The 14,249-nt window shown below is 77.3% G+C and carries 14 protein-coding genes; 1 reads left to right on the forward strand and 13 read right to left on the reverse strand.

Annotated elements, in window-relative coordinates; translation table 11 throughout:
• Positions 1 to 11: 11 nt before the first annotated feature.
• The 6 genes from ACYSMR_RS05880 to ACYSMR_RS05905 form a co-directional block, all read right to left on the reverse strand.
• Entirely contained in the window at positions 12 to 449 is a 438-nt protein-coding gene (locus ACYSMR_RS05880) for a pyridoxamine 5'-phosphate oxidase family protein (RefSeq protein WP_251333931.1), read from the reverse strand.
• Between the two features lie 59 nt (positions 450 to 508).
• Positions 509 to 2,176 carry a DUF7059 domain-containing protein gene (locus ACYSMR_RS05885; protein WP_461747637.1) on the reverse strand — a complete coding sequence of 556 codons (1,668 nt, stop codon included), beginning with the start codon at positions 2,174 to 2,176 and terminating at the stop codon, positions 509 to 511.
• A complete protein-coding gene (trhO, locus tag ACYSMR_RS05890) occupies positions 2,173 to 3,120 on the reverse strand; it encodes an oxygen-dependent tRNA uridine(34) hydroxylase TrhO (protein WP_461747638.1) in 948 nt (315 codons plus the stop codon). The genes ACYSMR_RS05885 and trhO overlap by 4 nt, the downstream gene beginning before the upstream one ends.
• A gap of 316 nt (positions 3,121 to 3,436) precedes the next feature.
• Entirely contained in the window at positions 3,437 to 4,639 is a 1,203-nt protein-coding gene (galK, locus tag ACYSMR_RS05895; protein WP_461747639.1) for a galactokinase, read from the reverse strand.
• The gene (galT, locus tag ACYSMR_RS05900) at positions 4,636 to 5,778 is read right to left on the reverse strand and encodes a galactose-1-phosphate uridylyltransferase (RefSeq protein ID WP_461747640.1); all 1,143 of its coding nucleotides are present in this window, start codon (positions 5,776 to 5,778) and stop codon (positions 4,636 to 4,638) included. The genes galK and galT overlap by 4 nt, the downstream gene beginning before the upstream one ends.
• Positions 5,775 to 6,560, reverse strand: a complete 786-nt coding sequence (locus ACYSMR_RS05905; protein ID WP_461747641.1) for a DeoR/GlpR family DNA-binding transcription regulator — start codon at positions 6,558 to 6,560, stop codon at positions 5,775 to 5,777. The genes galT and ACYSMR_RS05905 overlap by 4 nt, the downstream gene beginning before the upstream one ends.
• A gap of 259 nt (positions 6,561 to 6,819) precedes the next feature.
• Here ACYSMR_RS05905 and ACYSMR_RS05910 point away from each other — a divergent pair, with 259 nt between their 5' ends.
• The gene (locus tag ACYSMR_RS05910; RefSeq protein WP_461747642.1) at positions 6,820 to 9,180 is read left to right on the forward strand and encodes a DEAD/DEAH box helicase; all 2,361 of its coding nucleotides are present in this window, start codon (positions 6,820 to 6,822) and stop codon (positions 9,178 to 9,180) included.
• A 19-nt stretch (positions 9,181 to 9,199) separates the two neighbouring features.
• Here ACYSMR_RS05910 and ACYSMR_RS05915 read toward each other — a convergent pair whose 3' ends face one another.
• The 7 genes from ACYSMR_RS05915 to ssd form a co-directional block, all read right to left on the reverse strand.
• The gene (locus ACYSMR_RS05915) at positions 9,200 to 9,586 is read right to left on the reverse strand and encodes an Rv3654c family TadE-like protein (protein WP_461747643.1); all 387 of its coding nucleotides are present in this window, start codon (positions 9,584 to 9,586) and stop codon (positions 9,200 to 9,202) included.
• Positions 9,579 to 10,097: a TadE family type IV pilus minor pilin gene (locus ACYSMR_RS05920; RefSeq protein ID WP_461747644.1), complete on the reverse strand. Its 519-nt coding sequence runs from the start codon at positions 10,095 to 10,097 to the stop codon at positions 9,579 to 9,581. The genes ACYSMR_RS05915 and ACYSMR_RS05920 overlap by 8 nt, the downstream gene beginning before the upstream one ends.
• An 88-nt stretch (positions 10,098 to 10,185) precedes the next feature.
• Positions 10,186 to 10,464: a DUF4244 domain-containing protein gene (locus ACYSMR_RS05925; protein ID WP_309058230.1), complete on the reverse strand. Its 279-nt coding sequence runs from the start codon at positions 10,462 to 10,464 to the stop codon at positions 10,186 to 10,188.
• 132 nt (positions 10,465 to 10,596) lie between these two features.
• Entirely contained in the window at positions 10,597 to 11,157 is a 561-nt protein-coding gene (locus ACYSMR_RS05930) for a type II secretion system F family protein (RefSeq protein ID WP_461747645.1), read from the reverse strand.
• The gene (locus ACYSMR_RS05935; protein ID WP_461747646.1) at positions 11,154 to 11,921 is read right to left on the reverse strand and encodes a type II secretion system F family protein; all 768 of its coding nucleotides are present in this window, start codon (positions 11,919 to 11,921) and stop codon (positions 11,154 to 11,156) included. The genes ACYSMR_RS05930 and ACYSMR_RS05935 overlap by 4 nt, the downstream gene beginning before the upstream one ends.
• Positions 11,918 to 13,111, reverse strand: coding sequence for a TadA family conjugal transfer-associated ATPase (locus tag ACYSMR_RS05940; RefSeq protein ID WP_461747647.1), 1,194 nt, complete (start codon positions 13,109 to 13,111; stop codon positions 11,918 to 11,920). The genes ACYSMR_RS05935 and ACYSMR_RS05940 overlap by 4 nt, the downstream gene beginning before the upstream one ends.
• Positions 13,108 to 14,223: a septum site-determining protein Ssd gene (gene ssd / locus ACYSMR_RS05945; RefSeq protein WP_461747648.1), complete on the reverse strand. Its 1,116-nt coding sequence runs from the start codon at positions 14,221 to 14,223 to the stop codon at positions 13,108 to 13,110. The genes ACYSMR_RS05940 and ssd overlap by 4 nt, the downstream gene beginning before the upstream one ends.
• Positions 14,224 to 14,249 lie beyond the last annotated feature (26 nt).

The following is a 14,249-nucleotide window of genomic DNA, read 5'->3' on the forward strand; positions in this document are numbered from 1 at the left end:
GGGCGGGGGCCTCAGTAGGCGAAGCGCTCGGGCTCGTCCGCGATCGTGAACTCCCGGCCCGTGGCGGTCTCCACGTCGATGACCACGAAGTTGTACTTGAGCGTGGGCGCCCAGGCCTTCAGGCCCAGCTCCTCCGCGGCGTCGATCTCCGCCCGCGTCTCGAGCCGGCGGGCCTTGCCGTGGACCACGACGGAGCGCACCACGTGGTCCTCGGAGAGCTCGTCGATCTCGAAGGCGACCTGGTCGTTGACGATGAGGCTGGAGAGCTTGGACCCCTGGGCCGTGCGGAAGTAGATCTTGTGCTGGTGGACGACGTAGTTCACCGGGAAGATGTCCACGAGGCCGGCCGCCTCGACGGCCAGGCGGCCGTAGGGGTGTTTCTCCAGCAGCTGCCAGACGGTGTCGCGGTCGAGGGTCTTGATGGGGTTGAGGTTCTCGCCGATGCTCATGGTCCCAGTCTTCCACCCGGCGCCCGCGGCGCGCCCTTCCTACGCCCCGGTAACGACTGTTACGCCGCCGGGTCCGCCGGCACCAGGAAGCCGTCGACGACGAGGTGGCGGACCTCCTCGGTCAGCCGCCGCTGCTCGTCGCCGGCCCAGCCGAGCAGCGCCGCGAGCGCGCCGAGGATCTGCCGGGCGGTGAGCTCCCCGTCGCAGGCGCCCGCGAAGCCGGCCGCCTCGCTGGAGAGCACCACGGTCCGGCGCAGGCCCGCCCCCTGGCGCAGCAGGATCACCCCCGGGTGCTCGGCGCCGGGGCGCTGGTGGCGCTCCTCGGTGACGTCCTCGGGCGCGACGAGGTGGGCGTCCAGCCAGTCCCCGGGATGCTGCGCGAGCCAGTCCTCCCGCGCCCACGTGGCCGCCAGCGCCGGGGCGAGCGGCTGCTGGACGGGGTGCGGGACGTGCTCGAACCGGCGCAGCGCCCCCTCCGGGCGGGGCCGGGCGGGACGGCGCAGGCGGATCATCCCGAAGCCGACGGCCTCGACCCCGCGGGCGGCGAAGTCGTCGAGGTAGGCGCGGTAGGCGCGTTCGTAGTGCTCGGGGTCGCGGGACTCCGAGGCGTCGCGCAGCCAGGTCTCCGCGTACTCCTCCGGCGGGAGGACCTCCCGCTGCACCCACCATGTGTCGATCTCCGCGGGCACCCAGCTCCCGGGCCGGCGCATCCACCGGTCGGCCACGGGCGCGTCGTCCCCCGCGGCCGCCGGGACCTCCCAGTTGCCGAGCAGGTGGGCGGTGCCGCCGGGGGCCAGCACACCCGGCAGCCCGCGCACCAGGTCGGCGACGATCCGGTCCCCCGGCAGGCCCCCGTCCCGGTAGGTGAAGCGCTCCTGCGGGTTCTCGCCGGCGGGCCGCGGGGTGATGACGAAGGGCGGGTTGGAGACCACGAGGTCGTACTCCTCGCCCTGCACGGGCTCCAGCAGGGAGCCCCTGCGCAGGCTCACGCGCTCGCCGAGCCGGTCCGGGTCGATCCCCAGGGCGGCGGCGTTGAGCAGCAGGTTGAACCGGGTGAAGCCGAGCGCCCGGTCCGAGACGTCCGTGGCGGTGACGTGCTGGGCGTGGGCGAGGAGGTGGAACGTCTGGATGCCGCAGCCGGTGCCGAGGTCGAGGGCGCGGCCGACGGGGCGCCGGTCCGTCGTCTGGGCCAGGGTCAGGGAGGCCTCCCCGATGCCCAGCACGTGGTCGTGGCGCAGCACGCCGGGCCGCTGGGACGCGCCGAGATCGCTCGCCACGTACAGCTCCGTCCCGTCGTCGGCGGCGTGGGGGCGCAGGTCGACGGTGGAGCGCAGCCCGGCCCCGGCGCGCTCCACGAGGCCCAGGGCCACCAGCTGCTCCGGCGTCACGGGCGCCAGGGCCCGCGCGAGCACCTCCTCGGGGACGGTGCGCCCCAGCAGGAACAGCACGACGACGACGGCCAGGGCGCGGTCCTGCTCCGGCGCCTCCCCGGGCGTCTGCCCGGGCGCCGCCAGCAGCGGCTCGAGCACCCGCAGCGCGGGCACGGCCTGGTCGCGTCCGAGCGCCGCCGCGGCGGCGTCCCCCAGCAGCGCCGCGACGCGGTCGTGGGTGAACCCGGCCAGGCGCAGGGCGTCCTGCAGGGCCGCCAGCAGGGGCGGGTCGTCGGAGGCCGGGGCGTCGGGCACACGGGCGAACTCGGGCACCCCGGGCCCCTCCTGCGCGGTCATCGGCGCACCGCCCCGCCGGCCGGCGCGGTCGCGCCCAGGAGCACGCCCGGGGACGCGCCTGCGGGGGTGCACCCGTGCGGGCACGTGAGCTCGGGCTGTTCCGCGAGGCAGGCCGGGCAGGCGAGCACGAGCGCGCGGCAGGCGGGGTCCGCACAGTTGACGAAGCGGTGGGCGGGGGCGTCGCAGCGCTCGCACCGGCCGGGGGTCGCGGCGTCGGGCGAGAACTCCAGGTGCATGCGCCGGTCGAAGACGTACACGGAGCCCTCCCACAGGCCCCGGTCCCCGCGCTCGCGGCCGTACTCCACGATGCCGCCGTCCAGCTGGTAGACCTCCTCGAAGCCGCGCCGGCGCATCAGCGCCGAGAGCACCTCGCAGCGGATCCCGCCGGTGCAGTAGGTGACCACGGGGCGGGTCTTGAGCTCGTCGTAGCGGCCGGAGTCCAGCTCGGCGACGAAGTCGCGGGTGTGCGCCACGTCCGGGACCACCGCGCCGCGGAAGCGGCCGATCCGGGCCTCGTAGGCGTTGCGGCCGTCGAAGAGGACGACGTCGTCGCCCCGCTCGGCCACCAGCGCGTCGAGCTGCGCGGGGCTGAGCCGGGTGCCGCCGCCGACCACGCCGTGCTCGTCGACCTCGAGCTCCCCGGGCGCGCCGAAGGAGACCAGCTCGTCGCGCTGCTTCACCGACAGCCGCGGGAAGTCCTCCGCGGAGCCCTCCGACCACTTGAACACCGTGTCCCGGAAGCCGGGGTAGGAGCGGGTGGTGCGCACGTACTGCTTGACCGCGCCGACCTCCCCGCCGACGGTGCCGTTGAGCCCGTGCGGCGAGACGAGGATCCGCCCGCGCAGGCCGAGGCTCTCGCACAGCGCGCGCTGCCAGAGCACGACCGCGGCGGGGTCGGGGAGGGGCGTGAAGACGTAGTGCAGGACGATCCGGTGCTGGGCCACGGCTCCAGGCTACAAGCCGCCGGGCGGCCGGGCCGCCGCGAGCGGGCCCGCGGGGTGGCCGGGGTCAGGGGCCGGGGTCAGTGGCGGGAGTGGGAGATCCGGCCGAACCGGGCGCTGTCGAGGTGGTCCCGGCGCTGCTCCTCGGTGGGCTCCGTGGCGGGCGGCCGGTGCGCGCACCTCCTTCTCCGGGGTGTGCCCGGAGATGTTCCTGGGGTTGCGCACGGTGTCCCTCCGGCACGCGCCCTTCCCGGACGCGACGCACGTCGTGCCGGGAACCCGGCCCCGGACGTCGTCGTCCCCGGTCCCGGGCGGGGGCTCACCGCACGCGCCCGGCGCCCTGCGCGGGGGCGACCACGAACGTCGCGGGCGCCCGGTGGCCCGCCCGCGCGAAGGCCTCGGCCACGGCGGCGGCGACCCGGTCCGCCTCCGCGGCCCGGACCAGCGCGATCGCGCTGCCCCCGAAGCCGCCGCCCGTCATCCGGGCCCCCACCGCGCCGGCGCCCGTTGCGGCCTCGACGGCGAGGTCCAGCTCGGGGCAGGAGACCTCGTAGTCGTCCCGCAGGGAGACGTGGGAGGCGGCGAGCAGCTCCCCGATCCCGGCGACGTCCCCGGCCCGCAGGCGCTGCACGGTCTCGAGCACGCGCGCGTTCTCGGTGAGCACGTGGCGGACCCGCCGGCCCGTCTCCTCGTCGAGCACCCCGAGGTCGGCGTCGTCGGCCACGTCGCGCAGGGTGGTGACCCCCAGGGCGGCCGCACCCCGTTCGCAGGAGGCGCGGCGGGCGCCGTAGCCGCCGTCGGCGTGGGAGTGGGCCACCTTCGTGTCGACGACGAGCACGGCCAGCCCGTGCCCGGCCAGCGGCAGGGGCACGACCTCTGCGTCCAGGGTGCGGCAGTCCAGGAACAGGGCCCCGCCCGCCCGGCCCATCAGGGAGGCGGACTGGTCCATGATCCCGGTGGGTGCGCCGACGAACTCGTTCTCCGCCCGCTGGGTCAGCCGGGCCATCGCCGGACGGTCCAGGCCCAGGCCCAGCAGGTCGTCGAGGGCCACGAGCGTGGCGACCTCCACGGCGTGCGACGACGACAGCCCCGCGCCCACCGGCACGGTCGAGTCGAGCAGCAGCTCGAAACCGGGCACCTCCACCCCGTCCAGGGTCCCCAGGACCTGCGCCACCCCGGCCGGGTACGCGCCCCAGCCGGCCACGGAGCCGGGGGAGAGGTCGGCGACCCGGAACCCGGCCCGGGACAGCCCGCCCCCGTCGGGGGCGTAGGTGGAGGCCAGCGCCACGACGTCGTGGCCGGCCCCGCCGTCGCGGCGCAGCCGCACGGCGACCATCGCCGCGCGGTCGATGGCGAAGGGCAGCACGAAGCCGTCGTTGTAGTCGGTGTGCTCCCCGATGAGGTTCACCCGCCCCGGGGCCCGCCACACCCCGTCCGGGGCGTGGCCGTAGACCTCGGTGAACCGGCGCGTGAGGTCTCCGGCCCGGGCGTGTTCGTGGTGGTCGATCTGCTCGGCGGTCATCGTCCTGCCTCCCGCAGCCGTGCGGCGGTCTGCTCCGCGGTGACGTCGTTGATGAACGCGCCCATGGCGGCCTCCGAGCCGGCCAGGAACTTCAGCTTGTCCTCGGCCCGGCGCGGGCTCGTCAGCTGCAGGTGCAGCCAGCCGGCCGCGCGGTCGGCCGTGTTCACGGGCGTCTGGTGCCAGGCGGCGATGTAGGGGGTCGGGGTCGCGTAGAGCCGGTCCACGCGCCGGACCAGGTCCTGGTAGACCACGGCGAGCTCGTCGCGCTCCTCCCCCGTCAGGGCCGCGAGGTCGGGGACCCGGCGGTGCGGGACGAGGTGGACCTCCAGCGGCCAGCGCGCGGCGTAGGGCACGAAGGCGGAGAAGTGCCGCCCCTCGAGCACCATCCGCTCCCCCGCGGCGGCCTCGTCGGCCAGCAGCTCCCCCATCAGCGCCCGCCCGGTCCGCTCCAGGTGCGCCCGGGAGCGGGCGGCCAGCCGGGCGGCGTGCGGGGCGGGATAGGGGTAGGCGTAGATCTGCCCGTGCGGGTGGTGCAGCGTCACCCCGATCTGCTCGCCGCGGTTCTCGAAGGGGAACACGTGCCGGACGCCCTCCAGCGCGGACAGGGCCTCGGTGCGCTGGGCCCAGGCCTCGACCACGGTGCGCGTCCGCTCGAAGGGAAGGGACGCGAAGGAACCGTGGTGGTCGGGGGTGAACACCACGACCTCGCAGCGCCCGTAGGCGGGCGACGGAGTGCCCCACAGCGCCCGCTCCTCTGCCGGCCCGGGCGCCGGCAGCTCACCGAGGTCTGGGCCCAGGGACGGGAAGCGGTTCTCGAAGACGACGACGTCGAAGTCCCCGGCCGGGATCTCGGAGTCCCGGCCGTCGCGGGACGGGCACAGCGGGCACTGGTCGGCCGGGGGCAGGTAGGTGCGGGCCTGCCGGTGGGCGGCCACGGCCACCCACTCCCCGGTCAGCCGGTCGAAGCGCACCTCGCCGTGGCCCGACCGGGCGTCCAGCGGCCGGCGGTCCTCGACGTGCTCGACCGGCCGGGACCCGCGGTCGGCGAAGAACACGGCCTCCCGGCCGTCGGCCAGGTGATGGGTCCGGTGCGCGACCAGTGGTGCAGCGGCGCGCTCGGCGGGGGCGGAAGAGGTCATCGGACGGGCTCCAGTCGCAGGTCGGGGACGTGCTGGGCGAGGATCTCCCTCGAGGCCGGGGCGAGGCCGGCGTCGGTGACGACGGCGTCGACCTCCTCGAGGCCGGCGATGCGGTGGAGGCCGGCCAGGCCCCACTTGGTGGAGTCGGCCAGCACCACGCCGCGGTCGCAGCGTTCCAGGAAGAGGCGGTTGATCTCGGCTTCCATCATGTTCGGCGTGGTCAGCCCGTCCCGCTCGGACAGCCCGTGCACCCCCAGGAAGCACAGGTCCACGTGCAGCGTCCGCAGGGCCGCGGTCGCCAGCGGGCCCACCAGGGCGTCGGAGGGGGTCCGGATCCCGCCGAGGAGCACCACGGTCTGCCGGGGGGCAGGGGCGTCGTAGAGCACCCCGGCGATGCGCGGAGAGTTCGTCACCACGGTGAGGTCCGGAGTCCCGCGCAGCGTCCGGGCCAGGGCGTAGGTAGTGGTGCCCGAGTTCAGCGACACCGACATCCCCGGCTCCACCATCGACCCGGCCGCCGCGGCGATCGCGGCCTTCTCCGGCAGCTGCAGCTCGGCCTTGTGCGTGAACCCCGGCTCGGCCGCCGAGGAGCCGGCCGGCAGCCTCGCGCCACCGTGCACCTTCTGCAGCTCGCTGTCCCGTGCGAGCCGGTCCAGGTCCCGCCGGACGGTCATGTCGGAGACGCCGAGCTCCGCCGCGAGGTCCGAGACGCGGACCGCGCCGGCGGCGCGCACCCGGTCCAGGATCGCGCGCCGGCGCTCCTCGGGCAGCAGCTCGGGCACGGGGTCTCCGTTCGCGGTGGTCGGGCCGAATCCAGTGTCCGGTCCGGCACCGGGGAAGTCAAACATTTTCGAACAGAGTCTTGTTCGGAAATGCACATGACCTGTTCGGTGCTGTGGTGCACGGGGCCGTCCGAGACCTTCCGAGCTTCCTGCTCCTGCTGCTCCCCCTCGCAGCCGACGCGCGGACGGCTGCGGGGAGAGGGCCGGCCCCCTTCCCCGAGGGGGCCGCGAGGACCGGCGGCGGTGGCACAATGAACCGGTGCCGTCCTCCGACCACGCCTCCCTGATCCCGCTGCTCGGCCGCGGCGACGCGCCGGAGCAGGTGCGCCACGTCCGGGAGCTCCCCGACCGGGACGCCGTCACCGCGCCGTGGCCGGAGCACCTGCACCCGGACGTGGTCGCCGCCTACGAGCGGCTCGGCGTGCACCGGCCCTACCTGCACCAGGTGCAGGCCATGCTGGCCCCCCGCCACGTGGTGGTCGCCACGGGGACGGCGTCGGGGAAGTCCCTGGCCTATCAGGCGCCCGTGGCCGACGCCGTGCACCGCGGCCGCCTCGCCGCCCTGGCGCACCCCGGGACGGTCCACCACCCCGACGAGGCGACCGCCCTCTACCTCTCCCCCACCAAGGCCCTGGCGGCCGACCAGCTCAAGGGGCTGGAGGCGCTCGGGCTGCCGACCCTGCGCGCCGCGACCTACGACGGCGACACCGACCCCGGCGAGCGCCGCTGGGTGCGCGACCACGCGGACGTGGTGCTGTGCAACCCGGACATGCTGCACTACGGGGTGCTGCCCAACCACGCGCGGTGGTCCCGGTTCTTCCGCCGGCTGAAGTACGTGGTGATCGACGAGGCGCACTCCTACCGGGGGGTCTTCGGGTCGCACGTGGCCAACCTGATGCGCCGGCTGCGCCGGATCTGCCGCCGGTACGGGGCCGACCCGGTGTTCATCGGGGCGTCCGCGACGTCGTCCGGGCCGCACGCCTCCTTCGCGCGGCTCATCGGCGCCGCGCAGGTGGACGTCACCCCGGTGACCACCGACTTCTCCCCGCACGGGCCCGTCACCGTGGTGCTGTGGGAGCCCGAGCAGACCGGTGGGGCGGGCGAGAACGACGCCCCGGTGCGGCGCACGGCCGTCGCCGAGGCCGCCGACATGCTCACCGACCTGGTGCTCCACCGGGTCCGCACGATCGCGTTCATCAAGTCCCGGCGCGGCGCCGAGACGATCGCCCAGATCGCCCACCGCCAGCTCGAGGAGGTCGACCCCTCGCTGGCGCACCGGGTGGCGGCCTACCGCTCCGGGTTCCTCCCCGAGGAGCGCCGGGCCCTCGAGGAGGCCCTGCGGGACGGGCGGCTGCTGGGCATCGCGAGCACCTCGGCGCTCGAGCTCGGCATCGACGTCGCGGGCCTGGACGCCGTGGTCGTCGCAGGGTGGCCGGGCACGCGGGCGTCCTTCTTCCAGCAGATCGGCCGCGCCGGCCGGGCCGGGCAGGAGGCGCTGGCGGCGTTCGTGGCCGGTGACGACCCCCTCGACACGTACCTCGTCAACCATCCCGAGGCGATCTTCGACGTGGACGTGGAGGCCACCGTCTTCGACCCGTCCAACCCGTACGTGCTCGCCCCGCACCTGTGCGCCGCGGCCGCCGAGCAGCCCCTGCGGGCCGAGGAGGTCGCCGCGTTCGGACCCACGGCCGCCGAGGTGCTGGACTCCCTCGTGCGCAGCGGGCACCTGCGCCACCGGCCCACCGGCTGGTTCTGGACCGACCCGCAGTCCGCGGCCGGGATGGTCTCGCTGCGCTCCGACGGCGGCGGGCCGATCCGGATCATCGAGACGGACACCGGCATGGTCCTCGGCACGATGGACTCGCCCCAGTCGCACTACCAGGCGCATCCCGGGGCGGTGTACGTCCACCAGGGGCGCACCTACATCGTGGACGAGCTCAACGAGGCCGACTCCTACGCCGCGGTCACCCGCGCCCACCCGGACTTCTACACGACGGCCCGCGACATCACCCAGGTCACGGTGGTCGCCGAGGAGCGCACGGAGCGCTGGGGCCCGGTGACCGCCCACTTCGGGCAGGTCCAGGTGACGACGAAGGTCGTCTCGTTCCAGCGCAAGGCGGTGATCTCCAACGAGGTGCTCGGCGAGGAGCCGCTCGAGCTGGAGGCCCGCGACCTGTTCACGAAGTCCGTGTGGTTCACGGTGCCGCAGCAGGTGATGGCCGCCGCGGGGATCGAGGAGCCGGACGTGCCCGGCGCCCTGCACGCGGCCGAGCACGCCGCGATCGGCCTGCTGCCGCTGGTGGCCTCGTGCGACCGGTGGGACGTGGGCGGGCTGTCCACCGCCCTGCACGCCGACACGGAGCTGCCCACGGTCTTCGTCTACGACGGTCACCCCGGCGGCGCGGGCTTCGCCGAGCGCGGCTACGACACCGCGCGGGCGTGGCTGCGCGCGACCCGGGACGCGATCTCGGCCTGCGAGTGCGAGCACGGGTGCCCCTCGTGCGTGCAGTCGCCCAAGTGCGGCAACCGCAACAACCCGCTGGACAAGCAGGGCGCGGTGAAGCTGATCGACGCGCTGCTGGTCGGCGCCCCGGCCGACCCGGCACGCGCCGCCTCCTGAGCGGGCCGGGCCCGGTCGGTCACGGGGCCGCCTCGGGCGGGCCCGCCCGCGAGACCCCGACCGCGGGACCGAGCCGCGCGAGGGGCCCGCGGAGCCCGACGCTGGTCCGCACGTCCACGACGACGCGCTCCGGCTCGAGCGGGCGGCACAGCTCCAGCGCTGCCCCGTTGTCCCGGGCGACGCGGGCGGCCGTCGCACAGGGATCGCCGGCGACCAGTCCGCGGGCGACGTCGGCGGCGGCGAGCGCGGCGAGGTCCGCGGCCTTGCCCGCCCGGTGGGTGGCGATCCCGGCCTGGGCCAGCAGGAGCACGGCGAGCAGCAGCACGCCCAGCAGCATCGTCAGCGTCAGCGCGTGGACGGTGGCGCTGCCGCGGTCCCGGGCGCCGGGGCGCGCGCGCTCAGCCACCGGACCCGCCGGGACCCTCGGGGCCGGAGGACTCCGTGCTGGCGGACGCCTCGGCGCGCAGCTGCCAGCCGCCCCAGGTGCCCAGGACGCCGGGGGCGGGTCCGGTCACGGTGACCGTGGCCGTGCCGGGACCGTCGGCCAGCCGCACGGCGGCGTCGTCCCCGGCCACCCGGGCGGCCGCAGCCCGGACGGCGGCGGCGCTCTCGCCGCGCGCCGCGGCCCGGGCGGAGGCCCGCGCCGCCTCCTCGTAGCGGATCAGGGTCATGCCCGCGGCCGCGGCCGCGAGGAGCACGGCGAGCAGCAGCACGAGCCCCGGCAGGAGCACGGCCGTCTCGGCGGTGACGGCGCCGCCGTCGGGCGCGGCACCGTTGTCGGGCCCGGCGCCGTTGTCGGGCCCGGCACGGTGGGCGCCGGCGCGGCGGCACGGCCCGCACCGGGAGGACGGGGAGCGGGACGGTGGGACGCCGGGGGGCACGGGGGCCGGTGCCGGCGGCGGGCAGAGCAGGATCACGGGGAGCTCCTCGCGGGTGGCGGCGGTGACGGAGGACGGGCCCGGTGGGGGCGCGGGACCGTCCCCGCGCCCCCACCGGGCGGCGGCGCTAGACGTTCAGCGCCTTGGTGATGATCGCGGTGAGCAGCTCGCGGACCTGGCCGGAGGCCAGGACGGCGGCCATGACGCCGCCGAACGCGGCGGCCGCCAGGACGACCATGGCGTACTCCACGGTGCTCGCGCCGAGGTCGGCGTCGGCCGCCGACAGCAGCCGGCGGGACGGGACGACCGCCTCGGCGGCCGCGGGCTCCGCGGCGGGTGCGGCGGCGACGGCGCCGTCGAGGGATCCGGCGGTGGCGGACGGGAGGGTGGGCTGGTGCTGGGACATGGTGGGGCCTTCCGGTGCGGGGTGGTGGGGTGGTCGGATCGGTGGACATCGGACGGGTCGGCGCGCGGCGCAGCGCGCAGCGCGGTCGGGGCCGAGGAGGGCCGCGGCTCCGGCCGGGAAGGGGACGGCCGGTCATCGGAACACCTCCGGGACGAGGCCCATCACGACCGGCAGCACGCCCCAGCAGACGAAGGCCGGCAGGGAGCACAGTCCCAGCGGCAGGACGAGCTGCACGGACAGCGCCTCGGCGGCGCGCTCGGCGCGCCGGTACGCGGCGCGCCGCACCTGCGCGGCCTGGGAGCGCAGGCTGCGGGCCGAGGGAGCTCCCGAGGTCGCGGCGAAGGACAGGGCCTGCCGGTAGTCCTCCAGGTGCGGCGGGAGGTGCCCCGCCGAGGACCAGGCGGTCTCCCACGGCAGACCCAGCCGCAGCCCCGACCCCACGCCGCCCAGGACGGCTCCGGTCGCTCCCTCACGGGTCCCGGCCAGCACGGCCACGGCCTCTGCCAGCGGCAGCCCGGCGTCGAGCATCGAGGCGGTCAGCTCCACGAGCACGCCCGCGGACACGCAGGGCTGCGGCGGGCGGGAGCGCGCCGTGGACGGCCGCGCGGGGGTGAGGCGCCGCGGCGGGAGCAGGACCACCGCCGCCGCGGCGAACAGGAGCAGGCCCGTGGCCGGCGCGGCGAGGACGGTCATCGTGCCCCCACCGCCTCCGCCCGGGCGATCAGCGCCCGGGTCCACGTCCGGCCGGCGGCCGTGAGCGCAGCGCCGGCGGCGAGAGCGGCGAGCCCCCACCCGGTGGTCAGCAGCGTGCCCAGCGGGTCGACCCCCATGAGGATCCCCAGCCCGATGCCGAGCGCGGGCAGCCAGGACAGGATGCGGACGGTGGAGCGGGGCCCGGCCAGGGCGCTGCTGCGGGCGGCGTCGGCGTCCAGCTCCGCCTCGAGGGCGTCCGCGAGGCCCTCGAGCAGGCCCGACAGGGGCGCGCCGGTGCGCTCGGAGACCTCCCAGCACAGGGCGAGCTCGGCCGCGGTGGCGACCGCGCGCCGCTCGAGGGCCCGGTGGGCCAGGGCCGGGGCCGGTGCGGCCGCCAGCGCCGCCGAGGCGGTCAGGCCGAGGCGGGCCGCCGCCGCGACGGACGCGCAGACCCGCCCGACGTGCCGGGCGGTGGGGGTGGCCGCGCCCCGGGGGCCGCAGGGACGAGCGCCGTCGAAGGCGTCGGCCGGGGACCGGCCGGCCTCCAGCAGCGCCGCGAGCCGACGGAGCAGGCCGACCCACTCGGCCGCCTCCGCGGCGGCGTCGCGGGAGAACCGGGAGCGCAGCCCGGCCACCGGGCCGTCGCCGGCCGCCCGCCGGGCGCGCGGTGTGCCGGTGCGCAGCCGGTCGGCGGGGACACCGGTGAGCAGCGCGGCCCCCAGGCACAGCCCCAGGGCCAGGCCCGCTACGAGGGCGGCGCTCACGAGGACCTTCCCGGGGCCGCTGCGCGCGGGGCGAGCGAGCGGTCCAGCACCGCGCACAGGGCGTCCCACCCCGGCCCGGGACGGACCCGGCCGTCGTGCTGGAGGGCCGCGGGCACCGTGCCGAGGACCCCGTCCCGCTCCTCGAGCAGGGACAGGGCCCGCACCTGCCGGCGCCCGCCGGTGCGGGCGACGTGGACCACGAGGTCCAGGGCGCTGCCCGCCTGGAGGGCGACCGCCTCCCGGCTCATCCCCGCGAGCGCGCCGAGGGCCGCGAGCCGGGCCGGGACCGCGTCGGCGGAGTTGGCGTGGACGGTGCCGGCGCCCGCGTGTCCGGTGTTCAGGGCCGTGAGCAGCTCGCGGACCTCGGCTCCGCGGCACTCCCCCACCACGAGCCGGTCCGGGCGCATCCGCAGGGCCTCCCGCACGAGCTGCGCCAGGTCGATCCGTCCCGCCCCCTCCGTGTTGGCGTGCCGGGCCTGCAGGCCGACCACGTGCGGGTGCTCGGGGCGCAGCTCGGCGGCGTCCTCGATGAGCACGAGCCGCTCGTGCGCCGGCGCGCCGGAGAGCAGGGCGTTGAGCACGGTGGTCTTCCCCGCCCCGGTCGCCCCGCTGACCAGGAAGCTGGCCCGGGACTGCACCGCCCCGACGAGCAGCTGGGCCATGTCGGGGTGGACGGTCCCGGCGGCCACGAGGTCCTGCAGGGACAGGGTCGCGGCGCTGCGGAAGCGCACGGACAGCAGCGTCCCGCCCGTGGAGATCGGCGGGAGCACCGCGTGCACGCGGTAGCCGGCGGCCGTCTGGACGTCCGCGCACGGGTGGGCGGCGTCGAGCCGGCGCCCGGCGGCGGTCACGAGCCGCACGGCCAGGGCGCGGACGTCGGCGTCCGAGCCGAAGGGCGAGGCCACCCGGCGCACGCCGTCCTGGGTCTCGATCCACACCTGGTCGGGCCCGTTGACGTAGACGTCGGTGAGGCCGCGGTGCGGCAGCAGCGGCTCCAGCGGCCCCAGGCCGGTGAGCTCCGCGCGGACGGCGCCCACGGCGTGCAGGGTGCCGGCCGCGCCCAGGACCCGTCCGCTGGCGCGCACGGCCTCCGCGATGTCGGCGTCCGTGACCGGTCCGGGCCGGGAGAGCAGCCGGTCGCGGACGTCGTCCAGCAGCGCGGCGTCCGGCTCGCCGGCCGCCGCGCTCACGGGGCCACCCCCACGGCCTCGAGCAGGCGGGCGACGTCCCGGGCGGGGCGGCGGGAGCGGCCCGCCGCGAGCAGCCCGCACGTCTCGGCGGCCTCCGGCACGGAGCCGTCGAAGCGCACCGAGCCCGCGACGGCCAGGCCGGTCGTGGTCGCGGCGAGGGCGTCGTCGAGGTCGGCGACGTTGAGCCCGGCCGGCACGAGCCGCGCCGGGACACCCGTCAGCAGCTCGGCGGCCCGGCGGGCGGCCAGAACGCCGCGCACCGTCCGCGGCGCCACCACGAGCACCTCGTCGCACAGGGCGGCGGTCTCCGCCGCCCGGGGCCCCGCCCGCCCCAGGTCCACGACCACGACGGCCGCGGCCCGGCGCAGCGCCTCGAGCACCGCCGGGTACGGGGCGGGGGCTCCCTCGGGCAGCGAGGGGTCCGGCAGCGACCGGTCCCACGAGAGCCAGCGCAGGCGGCCGCTCGCCGCCAGGGCGGGCCACAGCTGCTGCGCGTGCACGGCCCCGGCGATCCGCAGCAGGTCCGGCCAGCGCAGGCCGTCCTGGTCCTCGAGCCCGAGCAGGACGTCGATGCCGCAGCCGTCCCGGTCCGCGTCCACGAGCACGGCCGGCCGCTCCTCGCGCGCCGCGCGGTCGGCCAGCCAGCACGCCAGCGTGGAGGCGCCCGCGCCGCCGACGGCCCCGAGGACGCCGAGCACCCGCCCGGTGCGGCCGGGCCCGGCTGCACCGGCCAGGGCGGGCGTGAGCCGGTCGGCCAGCCACGCCGCGGCGTCCGGGAGCACGGCCACGGCGCAGCCGCCGAGCTCGGCGGCGCGGTCCCACAGCCCGGCGTCCTCGGGCCGGCCCAGCAGCACCGCGCCCGCCCGGAGGTGCCCGGGCACGGCCCGGCGCACGTCCACCAGGTCGGTGTCCGCAGCCGGTGCCCGCGCCGCGGGCGGTCCGCCGGCGAGGACGGCGGGCGGGTCCGGCAGCAGCTCGGCACCGGCCGAGGCGCAGACGCGCTCCACCGTGGCGCGCAGGGCGGCGTCGTCGCTGACGAGCCGCACGGTGCGGCGGCGGGCGGGGGCCGGGGACGCGCCCGGTCCGGCGGGGAGGTGGGATGCGGTGCTCATGGGCCCACTCTCGGGGCGCGGCCGCG

The sequence above is a fragment of the Kocuria sp. U4B genome (assembly GCF_054875615.1).

Excerpts from the sequence above, each read along its gene's own strand:
- ACYSMR_RS05880 (WP_251333931.1), bottom strand. The coding sequence starts at position 449 with ATGAGCATCGGCGAGAACCTCAACCCCATCAAGACCCTCGACCGCGAC.
- ACYSMR_RS05885 (WP_461747637.1), bottom strand. The coding sequence starts at position 2,176 with ATGACCGCGCAGGAGGGGCCCGGGGTGCCCGAGTTCGCCCGTGTGCCC.
- galK (WP_461747639.1), bottom strand. The coding sequence starts at position 4,639 with ATGACCGCCGAGCAGATCGACCACCACGAACACGCCCGGGCCGGAGAC.
- galT (WP_461747640.1), bottom strand. The coding sequence starts at position 5,778 with ATGACCTCTTCCGCCCCCGCCGAGCGCGCCGCTGCACCACTGGTCGCG.
- ACYSMR_RS05925 (WP_309058230.1), bottom strand. The coding sequence starts at position 10,464 with ATGTCCCAGCACCAGCCCACCCTCCCGTCCGCCACCGCCGGATCCCTC.
- ACYSMR_RS05930 (WP_461747645.1), bottom strand. The coding sequence starts at position 11,157 with ATGACCGTCCTCGCCGCGCCGGCCACGGGCCTGCTCCTGTTCGCCGCG.
- ssd (WP_461747648.1), bottom strand. The coding sequence starts at position 14,223 with ATGAGCACCGCATCCCACCTCCCCGCCGGACCGGGCGCGTCCCCGGCC.